6 protein-coding genes and 1 other RNA gene are annotated in these 6,537 nt (G+C 35.5%); all 7 read left to right on the forward strand.

The genetic code is table 11. From position 1 onward, the window contains the following. The first annotated feature begins 102 nt into the window (after positions 1 to 102). The 7 genes from PN497_RS03780 (at position 103) to ssrA (ending at position 6,229) form a co-directional block, all read left to right on the forward strand. Entirely contained in the window at positions 103 to 729 is a 627-nt protein-coding gene (locus PN497_RS03780) for an alpha/beta hydrolase (RefSeq protein WP_096564999.1), read from the forward strand. 159 nt (positions 730 to 888) lie between these two features. Beyond that, positions 889 to 1,101 carry a protein IsiD gene (isiD, locus tag PN497_RS03785; protein ID WP_096564997.1) on the forward strand — a complete coding sequence of 71 codons (213 nt, stop codon included), beginning with the start codon at positions 889 to 891 and terminating at the stop codon, positions 1,099 to 1,101. Positions 1,102 to 1,354: 253 nt separating this feature from the next. Beyond that, positions 1,355 to 2,482 (forward strand): DUF262 domain-containing protein, encoded by a 1,128-nt coding sequence (locus tag PN497_RS03790; protein ID WP_096564995.1) that lies wholly within the window; start codon positions 1,355 to 1,357, stop codon positions 2,480 to 2,482. Continuing rightward, positions 2,476 to 3,573 (forward strand): AAA family ATPase, encoded by a 1,098-nt coding sequence (locus PN497_RS03795; protein WP_096564993.1) that lies wholly within the window; start codon positions 2,476 to 2,478, stop codon positions 3,571 to 3,573. The genes PN497_RS03790 and PN497_RS03795 overlap by 7 nt, the downstream gene beginning before the upstream one ends. Before the next feature lie 16 nt (positions 3,574 to 3,589). Beyond that, positions 3,590 to 4,375 carry a hypothetical protein gene (locus PN497_RS03800; RefSeq protein WP_096564991.1) on the forward strand — a complete coding sequence of 262 codons (786 nt, stop codon included), beginning with the start codon at positions 3,590 to 3,592 and terminating at the stop codon, positions 4,373 to 4,375. Continuing rightward, positions 4,375 to 5,601 (forward strand): bifunctional phosphopantothenoylcysteine decarboxylase/phosphopantothenate--cysteine ligase CoaBC, encoded by a 1,227-nt coding sequence (coaBC, locus tag PN497_RS03805; protein WP_096564989.1) that lies wholly within the window; start codon positions 4,375 to 4,377, stop codon positions 5,599 to 5,601. Before PN497_RS03800 ends, coaBC begins: the two co-directional genes overlap by 1 nt. Before the next feature lie 238 nt (positions 5,602 to 5,839). Next, positions 5,840 to 6,229: a transfer-messenger RNA gene (ssrA, locus tag PN497_RS03810) on the forward strand. Positions 6,230 to 6,537 lie beyond the last annotated feature (308 nt).

The raw sequence follows: 6,537 nt of genomic DNA on the forward strand, positions 1-6,537 counted from the left end.
ACTGGGGACTGGGGACTGGGGACTGGGGACTGGGGACAGTTAAGAGTTTTTAGCAATTACCAATTACCAGCCCTAACTAAATAACTAACAACATAATTGATCATGACTTTAGATTTCATTAGAATTTCGCCAAAAACAAAGCAAAAACCAGCCGCCCTCATCGTCACGTTACACGGGTGGGGTGCAAATGCCCAAGATGTAGAATCTTTATCCTCTTATTTCAATTTACCTGATTGTGAATTTTTGTTTCCCAATGCCCCTTATCCCTATCCCTATTCCCCAGTTGGTAGGGCGTGGTATGATTTGCGGGACGAGAATATGTATCAAGGATTGCCAGAAAGTCGTCAATTACTGATAGATTGGTTGCAGTCTTTAGAAAGCATGACAGGAGTGCCTTTGTCTCGCACCGTTTTGAGTGGGTTTTCTCAAGGTGGTGCCATGACGTTGGATGTAGGTTTAACTTTACCCTTGGCTGGTTTAGTTGTCATGAGTGGGTATCCACATCCTCAACTTGCTAACTTACAAAAAGGCAATTTTCCACCCACATTAATTATGCACGGCACACAGGATCAAGTTGTACCATTGTCAGCTGCTACCAAAGCTAAGGCAGTGGCAGAAGCATTAGGAGTGGTAGTCGAATATCATGAATTTGTGATGGGACATGAAATTAATTTAGAAATGCTGCAGGTATTGCGAAAATTTGTGATCAAGACAATTGCGGATGGTTAAGTTATCAATTTTTTACAATTGAGGAGAAAAATCAGCTAAATATTTACAAATTTCATGCCCACTAATTAGTAATATAGATTGGGTGGGATATTTTAGCTCATTTAGCTCAACTCCACCTACGGCTGAATGCGAGTGCTGCAAAAGGGAGGGGCAAGCATTATGACAACTCTAAGCGTTTCCAGAAAAGAAATTGCTGCTATGACAGCAACAGATGTAAAAGATTTGGCTACTCGTCTGGAATTGGATAATTATAGCAATGCTTTTGAGGGTTTAAATGATTGGCATTTACTGCGAGCGATCGCCTTTCAGCGTCCAGAATTAGTTGAGCCTTATATCTACCTATTAGATTTAGAACCCTACGACGAAGCATAGAAATTTTATCTAACAATTCAGAATTCTGTAAGGGTTTGGCCTTGCTAAACCCTTATATAAATCATTTTATGCAAATAATCACTACATGATTCAAACAGATCCATACAAATAGATGCAATAATAATACAGGCTTATGCCAAGCGAGCCATGATATCAGTCAACACCTAAATGATTTGTGTAGATGAATTATTTGGTATCATTAGAGAATGATATACAGTTTTTTGTATCTAATTAATTAGGAACGGTTGTCATAATGATCACAAATAATCAACAGATGGAATTACTAGATCAAGAAAATGAATTAGATGATGATTTTAATTTTGAACAAGATGATGGTGATGAAAACTTAGAACCATTTGATCCTACTAAAATTAGGGTTAAAACTAAACTTATGACAATGGATCTGCTACTCAAAAGAATCAAACATGATGAAATTGATTTGGCTCCTGAATTTCAACGCCATGCTGGTATTTGGACTAATAAAAATAAAAGTCGTTTAATTGAATCTCTTTTGATTAAGATTCCTCTTCCTGCATTTTATATAGATGCAACTAATGATGATAAATGGTTAGTAATAGATGGATTACAAAGAATTAGTACATTTAAAAAATTTATTCTTGATCAAGAACTTACATTAACTGACCTGCAATTTCTTAAAGATTTAGAGAAAAAAAAATATAATGATTTACCTCGTTCTTATCAAAGAAGAATAGAAGAAGCAGAGTTAACAGTCTGTTTAATTGAATCTGGTACTCCTTCCCAAGTTAAATATAATATTTTTCAAAGAATTAATACTGGTGGTTTACCTCTCAATAACCAAGAATTACGTCAAGCAATGAATCCTGGTAAATCTTTAAATATTCTTAAAGAATTTGCAGAATTAGTAGAGTTTAAACGGTTAATAAATCTCAGTGAAAAGAAAAAACAAAGAATGGATGATCATGAATTTATTATAGGTTTTATTGCTTTTTCATTAACATCTTATGAAAATTATCCTGTGGAGGAAGGAAGAAACGAGTTTTTAAATAAAGCTATGGACAACTTAAATAAACTAGATAATTCTCTAATAGAGGATCTTAGACAAAGTTTTATTAAATCAATGAAAGCAGCAGATCGTCTTTTTGGAAATTCTGCTTTTCGTAAATCATCAAGTTCTCCTGTGAATAAATCTCTCTTTGAAGCATGGTCAGTTACTTTAAGTAAATTAAACGTACAGGAAATTGATCTATTGATTAATCACAAGACATTATTAAAAGAAAAGTTTATTGAAAAAATGCGAACAGACAATGATTTTAATAAGTCTATTTCCCAAGCTGCTAATAGAGTTAAGTACAGATTTGAAAAAATTAATCAAATAGTTCAAGAGGTTTTATCATGCTAAGTTCTTTAACTTTAAAAAATTTTAAACCATTTGAAAACCAGTCTTTTGCATTCAAGCCATTAACATTCTTTTCTGGATTAAATAGCACTGGTAAATCGTCTTTACTGCAATCTTTATTACTGTTACGTCAATCTTATCAACAAGATTTATTAGATGATATAGGTCTGGCATTAAACGGTGATTTAGTATCTATAGGTACAGGAGAAGATGTACTTTTTAAACGAGCTAAAGAAGATTCAATCACATTTGAAGTTGGTATAAATAATAATATTCAAGGTACTTGGATTTTTGATTATGATCGTACATCAGATGTCATTCAAATATCTAATTTTTCTATTGTTGATGAAAAAATTTATAAGTCTAGTCTGTTTACAGATAAATTTCATTACTTAAAAGCAGAGAGAATAGCACCTAGAAATTATTTCCAAATGTCGGATTTTCAAGTTAGACAACATCAACAAATTGGTAGTCAAGGAGAATTTACTGCCCATTTCTTAGCTATAAATGAATATAAAAAAATTCCCCATAGTCAACTATTACATCCATCAATACAGTCTGATATTTTAAAAAGTCAAGTTGAAGCCTGGTTAGGAGAAATTAGCCCTGGAACAAGAATTGATATAGAGCTACATTCAGCAATGGATTTAGTAAATTTACAATATTCCTATGAAGATAATAATTTCTATCGTTCAACTAATGTAGGGTTTGGAATTACCTATACTTTACCAATTATTGTCGCTATATTATCTGCCGCCTCAGATACATTGATTTTATTAGAAAATCCAGAAGCTCATCTTCATCCTAGAGGACAATCTAAGATGGGAGAATTAATTGCCTTAGCAGCAAGTTGTGGTATTCAAATAATATTAGAAACTCATAGCGATCATGTTCTCAATGGTATTCGTAAAGCAGTAAGACATAATAAACTTGAGGCTGATAAAGTGCAAATTAACTACTTTGAAAGATATTTAAAAAAAGGACAACCAACAACAGAAATTATTACTCCTCGAATTTATCCAGATGGAGGGATTGATAAATGGCCTGATGGTTTTTTCGATCAAGCTGATAAAGATTTAATGGATTTACTATAAATGAGGTCTAATATAAATGAACTTTTTGATTAATGAGCTTTCTTTTATTGGACAAGCATCTAATAATTATGAAGCTGATGAATTAATGAAACATATTTTTCAAATTATTACAGAAATAAGTGTTATTCAAAATGGTGATCCGATTCAAACTCATAGTAGTTTTTCTTCTCAACAACTATCCTCTGAGTTAACTGTTAGTCAATGGATTTTTCAGAATAAAAATTCAAAAAATTCTGAACAACAAAAAATCGCTATGATTCTACTGAGACTTTTAAGTAAGGGACCTTTTGTTGATGTACAAAATTTACTCAATGATTGCAAGTGTCATTATCAGAATATAGATGTTACATCAAGTTCATTAGCTGGTGCTGCTAAACTTCAAGGAATATTAATTAGTTTACAAAATGACCCTGATTTTATTCATGAAAATATTGAGGTTGAATTTCAAGAAGGTATAACTTCTAAAGAGACTCGAATCATTAATAATTTAACTGAAATTAAACACGCTATAAAAATATGTCCTCGTTATAAGCCTTCTCCTAAACATGATCTTTTGGGTCATTGGAAAGACGCTGCTCCTATGGATTTAACAGATGAAGAAGCTCAAAAAATTTTAAATAGTTCTATATGTAGCAGTAATAACAATAGTGAAAAACGTTATGGATTTCATAAAGAAACAGATCAATTTTATGTGTTTCATTCAGATAATACTTTTGATGAACAAGGTTATCCAACCTATCATGGATTTCCAATTCCTGAAGATCAAGTCCCTAAAGAAGTATTAAATAAAATAAAGAGATAATGCTATCATTTATAAATCCCAAATCCAAAAAAGTTATTGTTGCTATATGCGGCGGTATTGCAGCTTATAAAGTTTGTGAATTGGTTTCTAGTTTGTTTAAATCTGGGGTAGAAGTGCGAGTGATTCTCACCAATTCTGCTCAAGAATTTATCAAACCTTTGACTTTTGCCACTTTATCCCGTCATCAAGCTTATACTGATGATGATTTTTGGCAACCTGTTTATTCTCGTCCCCTACATATCGAATTGGGAGAATGGGCGGATTTAATTGTGATTGCACCTTTAACTGCTAATACTTTAGCTAAGTTAGCTTATGGGATGGCAGATAATTTATTAACAAATACTGTCTTGGCTTCTACTTGTCCTGTTTTATTAGCACCAGCAATGAATACGGATATGTGGGAACAGGTAGCAGTACAAAGAAATTGGCAGCAACTATTGACAGATAAAAGATTTTATGGTATGCAAACTGGTTCTGGGTTGTTAGCGTGCGATCGCATCGGTGCAGGAAGAATGGCCGAACCAGAAGAAATATTTGTTTATATTCAATCTTTGTTGCATACCCAAGGAAAAAGAGATTTAAGCGGGAAGCGTGTTTTAATCAGTGCTGGGGGAACGAGAGAATATTTAGATCCGGTGCGGTTTATTGGCAATCCCTCAACAGGTAAAATGGGATTAGCATTAGCACAAGCAGCATTGCATAGAGGCGCAGAAGTTACATTAGTGCATTGTCCAGCGAGTTGGGATGCACCTTTAGGAGTTAAAGCAATTTCCGTAGTGAGTGCGGCTCAAATGCAGGCAGCGATGTTAAAAGAGTTAGGAAATGCAGATATAATAGTCATGTCTGCGGCGGTTGCGGATGTGAAACCGAGAGATTATAGTTTAGAGAAATTACCTAAGCGATCGCTTCCCGAAAATTTACCCCTTGCACCAGTACCCGATATAGTTGCTGAACTAGGGAAAATTAAACAACCCCAGCAATTATTAATCGGTTTTGCAGCACAAACCGGGGATATTATCACACCTGCGAAAGAGAAATTACAGAGAAAGAAATTAGATGCAATTGTAGCCAACCCTATTGATAAAATTGGCAGTGGTTTTGGGAGTGATCATAATCAAGCGGTATTTTTAGATAAAGAAGGAAGAGAAATAGAAATTCCCCCTTGTTCTAAGTTAGAAATGGCGCATTATTTGTTTGACTTTATTGTTTACAACAGGAAGCAGTAGGGGCAAACCCCCTGTGGTTGCCCTCTTGAGGCAGGAGGCAGGAGGCAGGAGGCAGGAGTCAGTAGGCAGGAGGCAGTAGGCAGGAAGCAGGGGGAAGTTAATAACCCAATGCCCAATGCCCAATGCCCAATACCCAATACCCAATACCCAATACCTAATACCCAAAGACAAGAAAATTTTTTTGATCAACCCAACACAATTGCAAAACGGCATACTATAATAGAAATATAAAGCGCATGGGGCTTTAACGGTTTCGACAGGTTGGCGAAAGCTGCTCTGTGATTCAGGTCGAGAGTGAGTCTCCTCTCGGAAATCAAAGGCTCAAACAAAAAGTAAATGCGAACAATATCGTAAGCTTTGCTCGTAAGGAAGCCCTAGTTGCTGCCTAATAGCCTCTTATAGGTCCGAGCGTCTCTGGTTTGACTCCGTTAAGGACTAGAGACCTAACCCCAACGGATGCTCCAGTAAGCGTTCTCTGGTTGGCTTGCTGGCTAAGACTAAATCAGAGCATCCTACGTTCGGGACAATGAACGATTCCCGCCTTGAGGGTCAGAAAGGCTAAACCTGTGAATGAGCGGGGGGTAAATACCCAATTTGGACATGGGTTCAATTCCCATAAGCTCCACTTAAAATAATCAACAAGTCCACTTACATATCAAAATGTAAGTGGATTTTGTTTTTGAGGTTTAAGTAAGTGGGTGTTAAAAATTTTTTCTGTTTCTTGTAGGGGCGAAGCATTCGGGTGATAACCTATCGCTGAAACCAGTTCATATTCTGTCCGAATGCTTCGCCCTTACGATTAATGAATCGGTGTTCTAGTTAGGGGTTGCTGAGAAAGTCTTTCCGTGAGGGCATAGGAGTCAGGAGTCAGGAGTCAGGAGTCAGGAGTCAGGAGGAGATTTGAAAATTTCTTTGCCATCTCTTGAAATCCCCAAA

The organism is Sphaerospermopsis kisseleviana CS-549 (assembly GCF_028329225.1).
In the GTDB taxonomy this organism is placed as follows: Bacteria; Cyanobacteriota; Cyanobacteriia; order Cyanobacteriales; family Nostocaceae; genus Sphaerospermopsis; species Sphaerospermopsis kisseleviana.